Origin of the sequence: Aurantimonas sp. A2-1-M11 (genome assembly GCF_036549475.1) — a bacterium.
GTDB lineage: Bacteria > Pseudomonadota > Alphaproteobacteria > Rhizobiales > Rhizobiaceae > Aurantimonas.
Window position 1 is genome coordinate 98,769 of sequence record NZ_JAZHLI010000003.1, and the last position, 16,603, is coordinate 115,371.

Sequence of the window (16,603 nt, forward strand, 5' to 3'; positions counted from 1 at the left end):
CCGGCCCCCAGTTGTTCGATCAGAAGCGCGACGAGAATCCGAAGGAGAATTCCTGCAGCTCGTCGAAGTCTTCCTTGGCCAGCGGATGCGCGTAGTTCACCCGCAGCGGGCCGAAGGGCGAGGCCCAGATCAGGCCGACACCGGCGGAAGCGCGCAGCGACGCATCCTCACCAATGACGCCCGGCTCGGAGTCGAACTCGCTGCCCCAGAGCGAACCGGCATCCGCGAAGACCGCGCCCCGGAAGCCGAGATCACGCGAAATGCCGGGGATCGGGAAAGTCGCCTCGGCCGATGCATTGGCATAGTTGGAGCCGCCGATCGACACGCCGTTCTGGCGCGGGCCGATGCCCTTGTAATCGAAGCCCCGAACGATGTCCTGGCCCTTGAAGAAATTGTCGAAGACCCGCAGGCCGTCGCCACCGAGAGTGGAAACGTTGCCGGCACCGCCGCTCAGCGAACCGATGACGTCGTACTCTTCGCTCAGGAGCTGGAAATACGTTGCCTTGCCGGTGGTCTTGATGAAGTTCGCATCACCACCGAGGCCAGCAAATTCCTGGCCGGCCTGGATGAAGAAGCCGTTGCGTGGGTCGTTGGCATTGTCGAGCGTGCTGTAGGTCAGCGTGTAGGAGACCGACGAGGTCAGATACGGGCTGTCGCAGATCGCCTCGTTGATGATCGGCGAGTCGGTGTAGGGCGGAGCCTCTGCCGCGTTGCCGTTCAGATCGACAATGGGGCTGCCTGCTGTCGCCAACGGATCGGCGTTGCCGCAGGTGCTCTCGAAAAGATTGCCGGACGTGTCGACGAGCCGCGAATTGGTGAACTGGTTGTAGGTCGTCCCGTTATCGTCGCCGAACTTTTCCTGCTTGATGTTGTAGGCGATCTGAGCCGTCAGATCCTCGGTGATGGGGGCTGCGAGGCGGATGTCGCCACCGGTGCGCTGGGAGTCGTAGTCACCCGAGCTGCTCTCGCTGTGATAGACGTCGAAGCCCACTGCCAGACGCCGACCGAGGAAATAAGGCTCGGTGAAGGACAGGCTGTAGTTCCGCGTATCGGCGCCGAAACCTGCCGAGACCTTGATGAACTGGCCCCGCCCCAGGAAGTTGCGCTCCGTGACGCCGATCTCGGCGACTGGACCCGAACTCTCGCCACCTGTCGTGTAGCCGCCGCCGAGCGACAGTTCGCCCGTAGCCTTCTCGACCACGTCGACGATGACGATGACGCGATCCGGCTCGCTGCCCGGCGCTGTCGAGACATCGACCTTCTCGAAATATTTCAGGTCTTCGAGGCGCTGCTTGGCGCGCTGTACGAGAACCTGGTTGAAGGCGTCGCCCTCCGACACGTCGAACTCGCGACGGATGACGTAGTCGCGGGTCTTGGTGTTGCCCCGGATCTCCAGACGCTCGACATAGGCCCGCGGGCCCTGGTCGATGACGTAGTCGATGGCGATCGTGCGGCTGGCAAAATCGCGGTCGCCGCGTGGGGTAACCTGCGCAAAGGCAAAGCCTGCATTGGCAAGGCTGTTGGTCAGGTTGACCAGCGTGTCCTCGACGTCCTTGGCACTGTAGACCTCGCCCGTCTGGGTCTCGATCTCGCCATAGAGCGACTCGGTGTCGACGCCGGCGACGGTGCTGTCGATGGTGACGTTGCCAAAGGTGTAACGCTCGCCTTCATCCACGGTGACCGTGATGAAATAGCTGTTCTGGCTCTCGTCCAGCTCGGCCACCGAGGACACGATGCGAAAGTCGGCATAGCCGCGGTTGTAGTAGAAGCGGCGCAGCGTCTCCTCGTCCGTGCGCAGCCGATCCGGATCGTAGATGTCATTGCGCTGGATGAAGCTGAGGATGCCGCTCTCGCGCAGCGCGATCACCTGCTTCAGGCGGCTATCGCCGAAGGCGTTGTTGCCGACGAAGCTGATGCTCTGGATCTTCGTCCGGTCGCCTTCCTGGATGTCATAGATGACGTTGACGCGGTTCTCGCCAATTTCCTGCGTGCGCACCGAGACGATCGCGTCGCTGCGGCCGATGCTGGTGTAGGCCGCCTGGATGGTCTCGACGTCGGCCTGCGTGGTCGCGCCGGAATAGGCTGCGCGCGGCTTTGTCTGGACGGCCGCTATCAGCTGCTCGTCCTTGATCTTGGAATTGCCCTGGAAGAGGACCTGATTGACGATCTGGTTCTCCTCCACCTGCACGACGAGGGTGCCGCCGGACTGGCTGATCCGGATGTCGGAGAAGAGGCCGGTGGAAAACAGCCGGCGGACGGCTTCGTCCTGATCCGCCTCGCTGACATTCTGTCCGGGCGAGATCTGCATGAAGCCGCGGACGGTATCGGCTTCGACCCGCCGATTGCCACGAACGTCGATGCGGTTGACGACTGCGGCTTCAGCGACCGTCACAGTGGCAATCTGGGCACTGAACGTCGCTGCCGCGAGAACCGTCGAGGAGAGCGCGACAGCCGAGACCGCGCGCATGATTTTCGTTCCAGCCCTCATTGGCCCAGCCACCTTTTCATCATTGTATCGAGACGCAGTGGGAGCAATGCGCACCGTTGCCTTGTACCGGCTTTCCGAGTCCGTTCAAGCAAACTGGTCCGAGTCCCTTTAGGAATCGGAAAAGCCGTTGCAACGTTGTCACGGACATCGTCGCTTTGGTTAACAATTTGCAAGTCCCCCAGTCCCCCGACCCGGCGGGCCTCGTCATACGAGACCCGAAATATCGTTCCAGAAGGCAAATACCATAAGCAGCATCACCAGTGCGAGCCCAATTCGGAAGCCGATCTCCTGCACCTGCTCGCTGAGCGGCCGACCGCGGATCGCCTCGAAGGCGTAGAACAGCAGATGTCCGCCGTCCAGCATGGGTATCGGCAAGAGGTTCAGAAGTCCGATGGAGACCGAAAGCAGTGCCGCCAGATTGAGCAGCGCGCCAAGTCCTATCGTCGAGACCTGGCTCGACACTTGCGCGATTCGGATCGGACCGCCGATCTGGTCGGCGCTCTGGCGGCCGGTGATCACCTCGCCCATGAAATCGACGGTGCGCGTGGTAACGAACCAGGTCTGCGAGACGCCGTAGGACAGCGCGCCAAGCGGCGACAGGCTCTCCACCCGGAACGACGACCCGTCATTGTTCGCCACCAGCCCGACGACGGGCACGGTGAACTCGTTGCCGAAGCCGTCCGTCTGCACCTCGTTGCGCGGCGTCACGGTCAGTTCGACCGGCGCGCCGTTGCGCTCGACCGTCATGAGGATCGGCGTATCGGCCCGCGAGGACACGTAACGCTGCAGGTCGGAGAAATAGCGAATCGTCTCGCCGTCGGCCGACAGCACCTTGTCGCCCGCCTGGAAGCCGGCTGCGGCGGCGGGCGAGTCCGCCCTCACCTCGGCCACGACCGGATCGCCGACCACGCGGCCCTCGACATAGGCGACACCGGCAAAGATGACGATCGCAAGGATGAAATTGGCAATGGGACCAGCCGCCACCGTCGCGGCCCGGCGGCCAACGCTCTTCGCCGGAAACGCGCCGCTTCGTTCGTCGGCCGACATGGCGTCCACGGCAGCGCGATCGGGAACCGAGGCCGCGTTCTCGTCGCCCAAAAACTTGACGTAACCGCCGAGCGGCACCGCGGCGAGCTTCCAGCGCGTGCCGCGTCGGTCGGTGAAGCCAATCAGCTCCGGTCCGAAACCGACCGAGAAGACCAGCGCCTTGATCCCGCACCAGCGCCCGACAAGGAAATGGCCGAGCTCATGGAAGAATACGATGATGGTCAGGACGAACAGGAACGGGACGATGTAGATGAGGCCTCCGCTCCAGATCTGGGCGAGCCCGACAGGCGATTCCATTCCGCACCCTTTCGCGCTCCATCATGGAGCGCCGATTCCGGCCCGACATCGCCATCCAACCGGAAAGGGGCCGTCCTGCAGATGTCGGGCAATTCAGCTCGCGGACGCATACCCCTGGCAGCGCCGCGAGATCTCTTCCATACCATTTGATGAACAAGTCGCAATGATGTCGGCGCAATCGCGCGGATCGGTGTGGTCAGAGGGCAAAAATGCCACGCGCAGGCTCGTCGAATCCGGCAATGGCAAGCCCCACTACCCACGTCACCGCCATTGCCACGATGAGCGCGTCGATACGGTCCATCAGCCCGCCATGGCCGGGAATGAGCCGACCGGAATCCTTCACGCCGAAGCGCCGCTTGATCCAGGATTCGAACAGATCACCCGCCTGGCCCACCACCGACAGGACGGCCGCCAGGACGATGATGAACACGCCCACGTCGCCGCTGACGAAATGCGCATAGACCGCGCCGAGAATCGTGCCGGCCAGGAGGCCGCCGGCGGCACCCGACCACGTCTTCTTCGGCGACACCGCCGGCAGGAGCTTGGGCCCACCAAATGTGCGACCGGTGAAATAGGCGAAAATGTCCGTCGACCACACGACGACGATGATGAAGCCCAGCGTGGCCAGGCCCGCTTCATCCGATCCCCTGAGCATGCCGGGCGCCAGCGCCGCGGCGCCCGCATAGAACAGTCCCCAGTGGACCCAGCGGGCGCTGCGTTCGTCCCGGTCCGTGGCGGCAATGAAGAGCATGGCAGCGACAATGACAGCGATCGCCAGGAGGCCGAGACTGAAGACCAGGGCGACGGCCGCCACGATCAGTGCCCCCCGGGCAAAATCGTAGATCGGCCGGATCCGCTTGGCGCGGGTCATGCGCGCCCATTCGTCGAAGACGATGATGCCGGTCAGCGCGCACAGGACGCGGAACGGCCATCCGCCGATCGCTGTCAGCACGATGACGATCAGGCCGAGGATCAGCGCCGAGATGACGCGCGACCGCAGGTCCGACCAGCTGCCTGCGACGAAGAACCGCCGGATCTCCAATCCCATCGGATCAGGAGGCGATTTCGCGCGACAACCCGCCGTAGCGGCGATCCCGGCTGAAATAGTCGGCGATGGCTTCCTCGAACGCCTTGCGGTCGAAATCGGGCCAGAGGCAGGGCAGGAAGACGAACTCCGAATAGGCGGCCTGCCACAGCAGGAAGTTGGACAGCCGCAACTCGCCGCTGGTGCGGATGATGAGATCGGGATCGGGAATGCCGGCGGTATCGAGATGCCTGTCGAGATATTCGGGCGTCAGGCCGTCGAGTTCGACTTCGCCCGCCGCGTATTTTTCGGCCACGCGGCGCATGGCCCGTGCCATCTCGTCGCGGCCGCCATAATTGAACGCGACGACGAGGGTCTGCTGCTGGTTGTCGCGCGTCAGGTTCTCGGCTTCCTCGAGCAGCGCGCGGATATCCGGCGTCAGGTTCTCGCGCTCGCCGATCACTCGGACGCGCACGCCCTCCTTGTGCAGCTCGGCGAGATCGCGGCGGATGAAGTGCTTGAGGAGGCTCATCAGCTCCTCCACTTCCGCCTCCGGCCGCCGCCAGTTCTCCGAGGAGAACGCGAAGAGGGTCAGATACTGGATGCCGAGCTCTCCGGCCGCGCGGACGGCCTCGCGCACGGCTTCCACGCCTCGCCGGTGCCCCATGCTGCGCGGCAGGCCCCGAGCATTCGCCCAGCGACCGTTGCCGTCCATGATGATGGCGACGTGTTGGAGATCCCGCACCGTATCAGCCCTTCCCTCGATCATACCGGACGGCACCAACGCCGCCGCTCATCATAGACTACACCTGCATGATTTCCGCTTCCTTCACGGAAAGCAGCGAGTCGATCTCGGAGATCGTCTCATCGGTCATTTTCTGGACGCGATCCGACTGCTGACGGCTGTCGTCCTGCCCGATGTCGCCGTCCTTTTCCATCTTCTTCAGGGTCTCCATGCCATCGCGCCGCACGTGCCGGACGGCGACCTTGGCGCTCTCGGCATACTGATGCGCCACCTTGACCAGTTCCTTGCGGCGCTGCTCGTTGAGCTCTGGCAGCGGGATGCGCAGCGTCGCGCCGTCGGTGATCGGGTTGAGGCCGAGGCTGCTTTCCCGGATGGCGCGTTCGACCTTGCCGACCATCTGCTTGTCCCAGACCGTCACCGTGACCATGCGCGGCTCGGGTACCGATACGTTGGCGACCTGGTTGATCGGCATCTGCGTCCCATAGGCGTCGACGGTGATTGGATCGAGCAGGCTCGGCGAGGCACGGCCGGTGCGAAGGCCCGTCAGGTCGCCCTTCAGGCTGGCGATCGCGCCATCCATGCGGCGCTTCAGTTCGTTCAGATCCATTTCGGCCATGATGTCCTCTTTCGGCTATGGACTGCGGCGGTCGCAGTTACTCGGTAACGATCGTCGCCCGTCCGCCACCGGACAGGATCTTGGCAAATTCGCCCTTCTCGTGGATCGAGAAGACGACGATCGGGATGTTGTTCTCCCGCGCGAGCGCAACGGCCGCAACGTCCATCACGGCGAGCCCTTTCTGCAGGACCTCGTTATGGGTCAGGCTGTCGTAGCGTACCGCTTCGGGATGAAACTTGGGGTCGGCGGAATAGATGCCGTCCACCTGGGTGCCCTTGAACAGGGCCGACGCGCCCATCTCGGCCGCGCGCAACGCACCGGCCGAGTCAGTCGTGAAGAACGGGTTGCCGGTTCCGCCGGCAAAGATCACCACACGACCGGCTGCCTGGTGCGCCAGCGCGCTGCGCTGGGAAAAACTCTCGCAGATTTCCGGCATTGCGATCGCTGACAGGACGATGGTGTCGACGCCCATCTTGATCAGCGACGTGCGCAAGGCGAGCGCGTTGATCACCGTGCCGAGCATGCCCATGTGGTCGCCGGTGACGCGGTCGCCGCCCTTGGAGGCCACCGCGACGCCCCGGAAGATGTTGCCGCCGCCCACCACAACCGAGACCTCGACGCCGAGCCGATGCGCCTCGACAATGTCGGAGGCGATGCGATCGGCCACCGCGACATCGATCCCGAAGCCCTGCGACCCCATCAAAGCTTCACCGGATACCTTCAGAAGGACCCGCGGGTATCGTATCTCGGACGCCATTGCTCACCTTGCCTGCGTCCGGCGCGTCCCCGCCAGGACAACCGCGCCCGGAAGCGAAGCCGCCCTGTAGCGGGCGAATGCGGACGACGCCACGCCGATCCGGCGGGCGCGTATGAAGATCTGGCGGCAGCACGCTTCGGCGAATACCTGCCACGCTGGGGGGATGCGATACAATAAGGGCGCCCGCTTGTGAAGCGGACGCCCCTGATCTGTCGGTCCAATTGCCGCCGGACGTTCTCCGGCAGGCCGGCCTTACTTCTTGCCGGCGGCCGCTGCGACCTCGGCGGCGAAGTCGCTCTCGTCCTTCTCGACGCCTTCGCCCAGCGCGAAGCGCACGAAGCCGACGATCTTGGCCGGCGCGCCGAAGCTGCCTTCGGCCTCGGCCAGCGCCTTCTCGACGGTCAGGTCCGGGTTGATCACGAAGCTCTGCTTGAGGAGGACGACCTCCTCGTAGAACTTGCGCAGGCGACCTTCGACCATCTTCTCGATGATGTTCTCCGGCTTGCCCGACTGGCGCGCCGAATCGGTGAAGATCGCCTTCTCGCGCTCGACGGTCGCCGGATCGATCTCGCCATCGGTCAGGGCCAGCGGGTTGGTCGCTGCGATGTGCATGGCGACCTGGCGGCCGAACTGTGCGAGCGCGGCCTTGTCACCGGTCGATTCCATCGCGACCAGCACGCCGAGCTTGCCGAGGCCGTCGACCACCTGATTGTGGATGTAGGTCGCCACGACGCCGTCATTGACGCTGAGCATGGCCGAGCGGCGCAGGGTCAGATTCTCGCCGATGGTGCCGATCCGGTCCTTGATCGTGTCGTTGACGCTCTTAGAGCCGCCCGGATAGGCAGCCGAACCGACCGCCTCGACGCTGCCGTCGGTCGTCAGCGCCACGTTGGCGACATCGCGCACGAGCGCCTGGAAGGCGTCGTTGCGGGCGACGAAGTCGGTCTCGGAATTGACCTCGACCAGGACGGCCTTGGTACCGTCCGACGCGGAACCGATCAGGCCCTCGGCGGCGGTGCGGCCGGACTTCTTGTCGGCCTTGGCGATGCCCTTGGCACGCAGCCAGTCGATCGCCTCTTCCATGTTGCCGTTGGTCTCGGACAGCGCGGTCTTGCAGTCCATCATGCCTGCGCCGGTCTTGTCGCGCAGTTCCTTCACCATCGAAGCGGTAATTGCCATTTTTGCCTCTTCAGAAATGATTGGGCGCACCAGCTCGGATGGAACGGGTGCGCCAGAATTGTGACGCCGCGATTACGGCACCGGAGACGGGCGCCGGCATCGGCCGGGTTCTGTCCCGGTCGATGCCGTCTGCCGCCTCGTCTCAGGCGGCGGGCGTGGTGGTCTCGGCCGAAGCCTCGGCTGCCGGAGCTTCGGCAGCGACTTCCTCGGTGGCCGGCGCGTCGGCAGACGCTGCCTCGGCAGGCGCCTCGGTGGCGGCTTCGGCTGCGGGGGCGGCCTCGACGACCTCTTCCACCGGAGCCTCTTCCATCGCGCCGATGTCCATGCCGGAATCGCCCTGCTGGCGTGCGATGCCGTCGACAGCCGCGCGGGCGATCAGGTCGCAATACAGCGTGATGGCGCGGGCCGCGTCGTCATTGCCCGGGATCGGGTAGTCGATCGGTGCGGGATCGCAGTTCGAATCGACGACGGCGACGATCGGGATGTGCAGGCGCTTGGCTTCCTCGATCGCGATCGACTCCTTGTTGGTGTCGATGATGAAGATCATGTCCGGCACGCCGCCCATGTCCTTGATGCCGCCGAGCGCCCGGTCGAGCTTGTCGCGCTCGCGCTGCAGCGTCAGGCGCTCCTTCTTGGTGAAGCCCTGGGCTTCGCCGGCCAGCATCTCGTCGAGCTTGCGCAGGCGCTGGATCGAGTTGGAGATGGTCTTCCAGTTCGTCAGCATGCCGCCGAGCCAGCGGGCATTGACGTAATACTGGGCCGAGCGATTGGCCGCGTCAGCGACGATGTCGGACGCCTGGCGCTTGGTGCCGACGAACAGCACGCGGCCGCCACGGGCCACGGTGTCGGAGACCGCCTGCAGCGCACGGTGCAGCAGCGGCACGGTCTGGCCGAGATCCAGGATATGGATGTTGTTGCGCGCCCCGAAGATGTAGGACGCCATTTTCGGGTTCCAGCGATGCGTCTGGTGGCCGAAATGCACGCCTGCTTCGAGCAGCTGGCGCATGGAATAGTCTGGCAGAGCCATTCGTTTGTTTCCTTTACCGGTTGAGCCTCCACGGAAAAGAAGCGGCCGGATGCCGCCACCGGTGGATCGCGGCGTCGGGACAAGCCCGCTCGTCGAAACCCGAGTTCCGTGTGTGGAATGGATGCGCCGATACACCAAAAGCCCGAAGGAGGCAACATGGCACGGCGTCGGGGTGGCATGTGGGGATTGCGGATGGGCCGTGCCAGCCCCGTCAGGGGCAGTCGGGCGCGGCCTTCAGGTCGAGACTGGCCAGGCCGCCGGCCAGCCGGTAGCCATCGAATGTCAGAACCAGATCGTCGGAGACACCGTTTTCGTACAGCGTGTACGCTGTCTGGAAGACCGGCAGGCCGTCGGCATCGCTGTCGCTGTCATAAAAGGATTCGCTGACCCGCCACGACCGGAGGCCCTCCAGCTGACTGGCCGGTGACGGTTCGGCAGCCGTCTCCGTGATCTCCGCCGCGTCCCGGTCGCCGCCATCCTCGTCGTCCGTCATGCTCTCGCCGGCACTCTCCCCGACCGCCGGCGCGGAGCCTTCCGTTGCCGGCGCGCCCTCCCCGGTCTCACCTCCCGCTTCCGACAAGGTTGGCGTGGGCGCGGGACCGATGATCGCCGTGGTGGTGAGCTGCTTCTCCGGCGTGGGGTCGCCGTCATAGAGCCGCGACTGGACGATCCGTTCGCCGGCCGCTGCGCGCTCGATGAGCGTCAGCGTATGCTGCATCGGAAAAGCGGACAGCGGCACGCTGACCGAGCGGCTCTCCGGCTCGACCAGCGCCACATGGGTCTGTTGTCCGTCATTGACCGCAGTGCCCCGCACCATCTGCTGCACGGCGCCGTCGACCAGTGTCCGCGTCTCGAATTCCAGCGTCCCGTCCGCCCGGTTTTCCAGGGTTTGGGTCTGCTGGTCGGTGACGACCAGCTCCTGCTCCTGCTGGAACCGCGCCACGAAGCGATACTCGATATCGAAGCTGTCGCAATCGGGTCGTGTGATCTCCACCGCGATCCGCCCCTGCGCATCGACCAGATCGCCGCTGCCGTCCATCGCCAGATCGTAGGACGCGCGGTGCGGCGCGATCGTCGCGGCAGCCGCCACCGTCGGGACGACGACGAGACCGATCGCGAGATGGGCAACAACATTGGAGCGCATGGAGGACGATCTTTCGCTGGGTCGGCGGATGGGCTACGCCTCGGCGGAACGGCGCGCCATTATGGCTTCGGCCTGTCGGAAGATACAGGATCTCCGCGGCGCTCCTATCCGTCGAGCTGAAGGAAGACAACAACATGGCCGATTCCATCGCAAGCCGCCTCGAAGCCGCCGGCGTCACCCTTCCCGAAGCCGCGGCCCCCGCCGCCAACTACGTGCCGAGCGTCGTCTATGGCGGCTTGCTGCAGACGTCGGGCCAGTTGCCCCTCGACGGCGGCAAGCTGGCCGTTTCGGGAAAGCTCGGCGCCGGCGTGTCGCTTGAGGAGGGCCAGAAGGCCGCGCGCCTGTGCGCCATCAACATCCTGGCGCAGGCGAAGTCGGCCGTCTCCGGCGACTGGAGCCGCCTGGGCCGTCTTCTCAAGCTGACCGTGTTCGTCGCCAGCGATGCCGGGTTCACCGAGCAGCACAAGGTGGCCAACGGCGCGTCGGACTTCCTGGTCGAGATTCTCGGCGACAACGGTCGCCATGCCCGCTCGGCGGTCGGCGTTCCGGCACTGCCAATGGATGCGGCGGTCGAGATCGAAGCGCTGTTCGAGGTCGCCTGACATGACCGCCTTCGATAGTGCGCTCGGCTGGCTGACGGCGCGCCCGATAGCCCATCGCGGTCTGCATGATGGCAATGTGGCGGTGCCGGAGAATTCCCTGCCCGCCGCCCTTGCCGCAATCGCGGCCGGCTACGCCATCGAATGCGACGTCCAGCTGTCGGCCGACGGCACGCCCTTCATCTTCCACGATCACACGCTTGCGCGACTGACTGGCCGCGACGCAGACTTCCGCGCCCTCGATGATGCTGCAATCGGCGAGTTGCGGCTCGCCGGCACCGAGGCGCACATCCCGACCGTCGCGGATTTCCTCGCGGCCATCGCCGGCCAGGTGCCGGTCGTAATGGAGCTGAAGGGCATTGGCCCCGACGAGGACGAGGACTATTTCGCGCGCCTGCATCCGATCCTCGCCGGTTACAGCGGGGATCTGGCGCTGATGTCCTTCGATCCGTGGCTGATCGACCAGATGCTCGCGGCGCGCCCCGGCCGGCCAATCGGACTGACGGCGACCGGCGCCGAACCGGCGGATTTCGCCGCACACAGGAGGGTGTATCAGCGCGGCTGCGACTTCTCTTCCTACGACATCCATCATCTGCCGAACCCGTTCACCGAATGGGTACGCGGCAACGGCGCGCCGTTGATCAGCTGGACCGTGCGCACGCAGGCCCAGATCCGCCACAGCCAGGCCCATTGCGACCAGATGACCTTCGAAGGCATTGCGCCGCAGCAATGATGCCTTGCGCTGATGGGGCACCCGCATAAATCTAGCGCATGACGAACAAGCCAGCCGACGCACCGACCGAGAGCGAGCAGAGTTTCACGATCCGGGTCGTCGACTCGCTCGGCGGGGTCGATGCGTCGCGCTGGGACGCGCTGGCCACCGAAACGAAGGAAGCCGAGATTGCTTCCGGCGGTACATCATCACCGGCGCCCAACCCCTTCGTAACGCACGCCTTTCTTTCGGCGCTGGAGGACAGCGGATGCGTCGGCGAAGCAGCCGGCTGGCTGCCCCAGCATCTGATCCTGGAAGACCCGCAGGGGGACCCGGTCGCCGCGGCCCCCGCCTATCTGAAATCCCACAGCCAGGGCGAATACGTCTTCGATCAGGGCTGGGCGGATGCGTTCGAGCGCGCCGGCGGCCGGTACTATCCGAAGCTGCAGATGTCGGTGCCCTTCACGCCGGCGACCGGTCCGCGCCTGCTCGTCGGCAGGGAACCGGGCGCATCGATACGGCGCCAGGCACTGGCCGAGGGCGCCAAGACCTATACGGCGCAGACCGGCATATCGTCGGCTCACGCCACCTTCCTGCGGCCCGAGGACCGGGACGTCTTGAACAATGCGGGTTGGCTGCACCGGACCGACCAGCAGTTCCACTTCCGCAATCGCGGCTACACCACCTATGACGAATTCCTGGAGACGCTGGCGTCGCGCAAGCGCAAGGCGCTGCGCAAGGAGCGCCGCGAGGCACTGGCCAACGACATCTCCATCGACTGGCTGACCGGGCGCGACCTGACGGAGGCGGCCTGGGACGCCTTCTACGCATTCTACATGGACACTGGCAGCCGCAAATGGGGCCGGCCCTATCTGAACCGCTGCTTCTTCAGCCTCGTCGGCGAGCGTATGACCGACCGGACCCTGCTCGTCATGGCGTCGCGCAACGGCCGCTACGTCGCCGGCGCGCTGAACTTCATCGGCGCGGACACCATCTACGGCCGCAACTGGGGCTGTATCGAGGACCACCCGTTCCTGCATTTCGAGGTCTGCTACCACCAGGCGATCGATTTCGCGATCGCGCGCGGGCTGGCCACCGTCGAGGCCGGTGCCCAGGGCCAGCACAAGCTGGCGCGCGGCTACGAGCCGGTGACCACCCATTCGGCCCACTGGATTTCCCATCCGGGCCTGCGCCGCGCCGTGGACGACTATCTCGACGCCGAACGCGCGGAGGTCGCCCATGTGAAGGACGTCCTGGCCGAACACACGCCGTACAAGAAGGGCGAATGACGCTGCAGGTCATGACTGGAGCGCGATGCGGAAGCGCGCACCAAGGGCGCTCCAGCCTTTTGAGTCCCCGCATCCGTCGACAATCGCCGCAATCTGCCTATCGTCCGGACTGATTCTGATACCGGAGGACGCGAGCACCATGAGCGGCTACGACGACACCAACATCTTCGCCAAGATCCTGCGCGGCGAAATTCCCAGCCAGAAGCTCTACGAGGACGATTCCGCGCTGGCGATCATGGACGTCATGCCCGAATCGAAGGGCCACTGCCTCGTCCTGCCAAAGGCGGCGTCCCGCAACATCCTCGATGTGGACGACCGGACGCTGTGCGACGTCATGCCGGTGGTCGCGAAGCTCGCGCGGGCGGTCAAGACGGCGTTCGATGCCGATGGGGTGCGGATCGCCCAGTTCAACGAGGCGGCGGGCGGGCAGACCGTCTTCCACCTGCATTTCCATGTCGTGCCCATCTATGCCGGCGTGCCGCTGAAGAAGCATACGGAGGGCATGGCCGATCCGGATATGCTCGCCGAGCAGGCTGCGCTGATCCGCGCCGCGCTCGGCTGAGCCGACGACGACAAAGAGAAGCGCCACGCGCGCCCCAGGCAACGCCCAGCGCTTTTCACATGTGTAGCAAATCGCCGGAACGTATCCTTTCACGCTCTGCACACGAAAAAGGGCCGCCCCGATGGGACGGCCCTGGATGTGTCGGTCAGCGCGACTTGCGCGGGACCTTGGGAACGGTCCCTGCCCGTTTGGCGGCCGCGGCGGAACTCGCTCCGCTCGCGCCACCGGTCGGCTCGTCGTCCTCGATGTCCGTGCCGTCCGGCGCCACCTTGGCGCGGCGCTTGGCAGCCGGCTTCTTCGGCTTCGGCGGGATCACGTCGGCGATGGCTTCCAGATGCAGCGTCTTGGAGCCGTCCTCGCCGTCCACGACCGTGACCTTCACGGTCCCGCCGTGCTTGAGCTTTCCGAAGAGCACCTCGTCGGCCAGCGGCTTCTTGATGTGCTCTTGGATCACCCTGCCCAGCGGCCGCGCGCCCATCGCCTCGTCATAGCCCTTGTCGGCGAGCCAGGTGATCGCATCCGGCGTCAGTTCGAACGTGACACCGCGCTCCGACAGCTGCGCTTCGAGCTGCATGACGAACTTCTGCACCACCTGGTGGATGACCGGCGTCGGCAGGGAGCCGAACGGGATCGTCGCATCGAGACGGTTGCGGAATTCCGGCGTGAACAGGCGGTTGATCGCCTCTTCGTCGGCGCCGCTGCGCTTGGAGTGACCGAAACCGATCGTCGCCTTGGCCATCTCCGACGCACCCGCATTGGTCGTCATGATCAGGATCACATTGCGGAAATCGATCTGCTTGCCGTTGTGATCGGTCAGCTTGCCGTGGTCCATCACCTGCAGGAGGATGTTGAACAGGTCCGGATGTGCCTTCTCGATCTCGTCCAGCAGCAGCACGCAATGGGGATGCTGGTCGACGCCGTCGGTCAGCAGGCCACCCTGGTCGAAGCCGACATAGCCCGGAGGCGCGCCGATCAGCCGCGAGACCGTGTGGCGCTCCATGTATTCCGACATGTCGAACCGCAGCAGCTCGACGCCGAGGGCCGACGCGAGCTGGCGCGCCACTTCGGTCTTGCCGACGCCCGTGGGGCCGGAGAACAGATAGGAGCCGATCGGCTTGTCCGGCTCGCGCAGTCCCGCCCGGGCCAGCTTGATCGCCGAGGACAGGCCCTCGATGGCCGCATCCTGGCCGTAGACGACCCGCTTGAGCTGCGCATCGAGATGCTCGAGCACCTCCGCGTCGTCCTTCGACACGGATTTCGGCGGAATTCGCGCCATGGTGGCGACGGTGGCCTCGATCTCCTTGACGCCGATCTGCTTCTTGCGCTTGCCGACGGCCAGCAGCATCTGCGACGCGCCGGTCTCGTCGATCACGTCGATCGCCTTGTCCGGCAGCTTGCGGTCGTTGATGTAGCGCGCCGACAGTTCCACCGCCGACTTGATCGCCTCGTTGGTGTATTTGACCCGGTGAAAATCCTCGAAATAGGGCTTCAGGCCCTTCAGGATCGACACGGCGTCGTCGATGGACGGCTCCTTGACGTCGATCTTCTGGAACCGGCGCACCAGCGCCCGGTCCTTCTCGAAGAACTGCCGGTACTCCTTGTAGGTGGTCGAGCCAATGCAGCGGATGGCGCCCGACGAGAGTGCCGGCTTCAAAAGGTTCGACGCGTCCATTGCGCCGCCCGACGTCGCGCCGGCGCCGATCACCGTATGGATCTCGTCGATGAACAGGACCGCGCCCGGATACTCCTCGAGCTCCTTGACGACCTGCTTCAGCCGCTCCTCGAAATCGCCGCGATAGCGGGTACCGGCAAGCAGCGTGCCCATGTCGAGCGAAAAGATGGTCGCGTCGGCCAGGACGTCCGGCACGTCGCCTTCGACGACCCGCTTGGCGAGGCCCTCGGCGATCGCCGTCTTGCCGACGCCCGGATCACCCACATACAGCGGGTTGTTCTTCGACCGGCGGCACAGCACCTGGATCGTGCGGTTGATCTCCTCGGCCCGCCCGATCAGCGGGTCGATCTTCCCGTTGCGCGCCTTCTCGTTGAGATTGCTGCAATAGGCGGTCAGCGCGTCCGGGGCGTTCTTGCGCTTGCCCTCATCATCCTGTCCCACTGTCGACTGCTCATCCTCGGCGCCGCGCAGCGGTCTGGTCTCGGAGGCGCCGGGGCGCTTGGAGATTCCGTGCGATATGAAGTTCACCGCATCATAGCGCGTCATCTCCTGCTCCTGCAGGAAATACGCGGCATGGCTCTCGCGCTCGGCAAATATCGCGACGAGCACGTTGGCGCCGGTCACCTCTTCCCGGCCTGAGGACTGGACATGGATGACCGCCCGCTGGATCACGCGGTGGAATCCGGCGGTCGGTTTGGAATCCTCGTCATGTCCCGTGACGAGGTTGGAGAGTTCGCTGTCGATGTAGGTCGTCAGGTTCCGGCGCAGGGTGTCGAGATCGACGCTGCATCCCTGCATCACCGCCGCCGCGTCCTTGTCGTCGAGAAGTGCCAGCAGCAGATGCTCCAGCGTCGCAAATTCCTGTTGTCGATCGTTGGCGAGCGTCAGGGCCTGATGCAGCGACTTCTCAAGGCTTTGCGAAAATGTCGGCAAGCTTCACCTCAGTTCTTTTCCATCACGCATTGCAGCGGATGCTGGTGCTGGCGAGCGAAATCCATGACCTGGGTCACCTTGGTCTCCGCGACCTCGTAGGTGAACACTCCGCACTCGCCGACACCGTGATTGTGCACATGCAACATGATTCTGGTGGCCGCCTCGCGGTCCTTCTGGAAGAACCGCTCGAGGACGTGAATGACGAACTCCATCGGAGTGTAATCGTCGTTCAGAAGAAGCACTCTGTAAAGGCTCGGCTTCTGGGTCTTGGGTTTCGTCCGCGTGATGACCGAGGTCCCCCGATCGGGGGTCTGATCGTCGTCCTTTCCGGCCTGGGACCGTACGGCAGAGGCGCCGTGGCCGGAAAACGCGTGCATGCTCAATTCAACCACCTTCGTCATCGCTTCATATGTATGTGTCGCCGTACGGAATTTAAGGCGTCAGCCGGCCATGGCAAAGCATGATCGTGCGGCGTCTCGTCCCGGCAGCGCCCGCGCTTGGGCTCAAACGCG

The 16,603-nt window shown here is 64.9% G+C and carries 15 protein-coding genes; 4 read left to right on the forward strand and 11 right to left on the reverse strand.

Translation table 11 applies throughout. The annotated features are described in order from the left end of the window. Positions 1-19: 19 nt before the first annotated feature. The 9 genes from bamA to VQ042_RS02345 all read right to left on the reverse strand — a co-directional run bounded on the left by bamA (position 20) and on the right by VQ042_RS02345 (position 10,324). Complete coding sequence (gene bamA, locus VQ042_RS02305) at positions 20-2,488, reverse strand: outer membrane protein assembly factor BamA (RefSeq protein ID WP_331815033.1); 2,469 nt, start codon at positions 2,486-2,488, stop codon at positions 20-22. Positions 2,489-2,692: 204 nt separating this feature from the next. Then, the gene (rseP, locus tag VQ042_RS02310) at positions 2,693-3,832 is read right to left on the reverse strand and encodes an RIP metalloprotease RseP (protein WP_331815036.1); all 1,140 of its coding nucleotides are present in this window, start codon (positions 3,830-3,832) and stop codon (positions 2,693-2,695) included. Between the two features lie 196 nt (positions 3,833-4,028). Then, positions 4,029-4,880: a phosphatidate cytidylyltransferase gene (locus tag VQ042_RS02315; RefSeq protein ID WP_331815039.1), complete on the reverse strand. Its 852-nt coding sequence runs from the start codon at positions 4,878-4,880 to the stop codon at positions 4,029-4,031. Between the two features lie 4 nt (positions 4,881-4,884). Further along, complete coding sequence (locus VQ042_RS02320; RefSeq protein ID WP_442880011.1) at positions 4,885-5,571, reverse strand: isoprenyl transferase; 687 nt, start codon at positions 5,569-5,571, stop codon at positions 4,885-4,887. Between the two features lie 88 nt (positions 5,572-5,659). After that, a complete protein-coding gene (gene frr / locus VQ042_RS02325) occupies positions 5,660-6,217 on the reverse strand; it encodes a ribosome recycling factor (protein WP_331815044.1) in 558 nt (185 codons plus the stop codon). A gap of 37 nt (positions 6,218-6,254) precedes the next feature. Beyond that, positions 6,255-6,974 carry a UMP kinase gene (gene pyrH / locus VQ042_RS02330; protein WP_331815046.1) on the reverse strand — a complete coding sequence of 240 codons (720 nt, stop codon included), beginning with the start codon at positions 6,972-6,974 and terminating at the stop codon, positions 6,255-6,257. A 252-nt stretch (positions 6,975-7,226) separates the two neighbouring features. Further along, positions 7,227-8,153, reverse strand: coding sequence for a translation elongation factor Ts (gene tsf, locus VQ042_RS02335; RefSeq protein ID WP_331815048.1), 927 nt, complete (start codon positions 8,151-8,153; stop codon positions 7,227-7,229). Between the two features lie 142 nt (positions 8,154-8,295). Continuing rightward, positions 8,296-9,180, reverse strand: coding sequence for a 30S ribosomal protein S2 (gene rpsB / locus VQ042_RS02340; RefSeq protein WP_331815050.1), 885 nt, complete (start codon positions 9,178-9,180; stop codon positions 8,296-8,298). A gap of 211 nt (positions 9,181-9,391) precedes the next feature. Then, positions 9,392-10,324, reverse strand: a complete 933-nt coding sequence (locus VQ042_RS02345) for an EipB family protein (protein WP_331815052.1) — start codon at positions 10,322-10,324, stop codon at positions 9,392-9,394. Between the two features lie 134 nt (positions 10,325-10,458). On the opposite strand from VQ042_RS02345, the gene VQ042_RS02350 reads away from it, so the two are divergent. The 4 genes from VQ042_RS02350 to VQ042_RS02365 all read left to right on the forward strand — a co-directional run bounded on the left by VQ042_RS02350 (position 10,459) and on the right by VQ042_RS02365 (position 13,486). Further along, positions 10,459-10,926 carry a RidA family protein gene (locus tag VQ042_RS02350; RefSeq protein WP_331815054.1) on the forward strand — a complete coding sequence of 156 codons (468 nt, stop codon included), beginning with the start codon at positions 10,459-10,461 and terminating at the stop codon, positions 10,924-10,926. Between the two features lies 1 nt (position 10,927). Beyond that, positions 10,928-11,656: a glycerophosphodiester phosphodiesterase family protein gene (locus VQ042_RS02355; protein WP_331815056.1), complete on the forward strand. Its 729-nt coding sequence runs from the start codon at positions 10,928-10,930 to the stop codon at positions 11,654-11,656. Between the two features lie 38 nt (positions 11,657-11,694). Continuing rightward, complete coding sequence (locus VQ042_RS02360) at positions 11,695-12,924, forward strand: GNAT family N-acetyltransferase (protein ID WP_331815058.1); 1,230 nt, start codon at positions 11,695-11,697, stop codon at positions 12,922-12,924. A gap of 139 nt (positions 12,925-13,063) precedes the next feature. Next, positions 13,064-13,486, forward strand: a complete 423-nt coding sequence (locus tag VQ042_RS02365; RefSeq protein ID WP_331815060.1) for an HIT family protein — start codon at positions 13,064-13,066, stop codon at positions 13,484-13,486. Between the two features lie 145 nt (positions 13,487-13,631). On the opposite strand, the gene clpA is transcribed toward VQ042_RS02365, so the two are convergent. Then, the gene (gene clpA, locus VQ042_RS02370) at positions 13,632-16,091 is read right to left on the reverse strand and encodes an ATP-dependent Clp protease ATP-binding subunit ClpA (protein ID WP_331815063.1); all 2,460 of its coding nucleotides are present in this window, start codon (positions 16,089-16,091) and stop codon (positions 13,632-13,634) included. An 8-nt stretch (positions 16,092-16,099) separates the two neighbouring features. Next, positions 16,100-16,468 (reverse strand): ATP-dependent Clp protease adapter ClpS, encoded by a 369-nt coding sequence (clpS, locus tag VQ042_RS02375; RefSeq protein WP_331815185.1) that lies wholly within the window; start codon positions 16,466-16,468, stop codon positions 16,100-16,102. Positions 16,469-16,603: the final 135 nt, after the last annotated feature.